Below are 569 nucleotides of genomic sequence, written 5' to 3'. Positions count from 1 at the left end.
GGTATCTTTGTTTTCCTGCCATAGGACAGCCTACACAGCCAACCCGGTGAAATCCCATTTCGTAAAGAGGGTTCATGGGTATTTTCTCTGCCTGGATATACTCCCAGACCTGCTGGTCACTCCAGTCAACAATGGGATTGCATACGTGTTTGCCCCTTGACAGGCATGATTCAAAGAGTCGCCTGGTATCATCATTATCATTATTTAAAATAATGGCACGTTTTTTTCCATTTGGGACAAAGTTTTCATAAATCCCCCTGTTTTTCCTCCGCTTTCGGCTTTCTGCCCACCGGACACCTGTGGTGATAAAACGCCCAGCCCCACCATTTTCTTTTAGAACCTCACAACAATACCGGATAGTCCTGGTAGGAGGGATCATTTTCATGGGGATCAGGCTCCACATAGTTATCCGCTGCCCTTTATAGTAAGGTTTATTGATACTACAAGTTATACCGGCCTGTTCTGCCTTCTGAAACTGTTCCCTCACATAATAAATAGTCTGTGGGGCATCTGCAGTAGTCAGGTTGTGCATCAGTTCAAATGGCACGCCGGAACGCCGTACCAGTTCC

Annotated in this window: 1 protein-coding gene; it reads right to left on the bottom strand. The window is 46.2% G+C overall.

The window, feature by feature from the left end:
- Nucleotides 1-547, bottom strand: a 547-nt coding sequence (locus tag WMO25_RS18730) for a phosphoadenosine phosphosulfate reductase domain-containing protein (protein WP_349086766.1), incomplete at its 3' end; no start/stop codon positions are given.
- Nucleotides 548-569: the final 22 nt, after the last annotated feature.

The organism is Coprococcus intestinihominis (assembly GCF_040096555.1).
GTDB lineage: Bacteria > Bacillota > Clostridia > Lachnospirales > Lachnospiraceae > Coprococcus_A > Coprococcus_A intestinihominis.
Note: the sequence above shows the minus strand (reverse complement) of the source record. Positions and strands in the feature narration are given on the sequence as shown.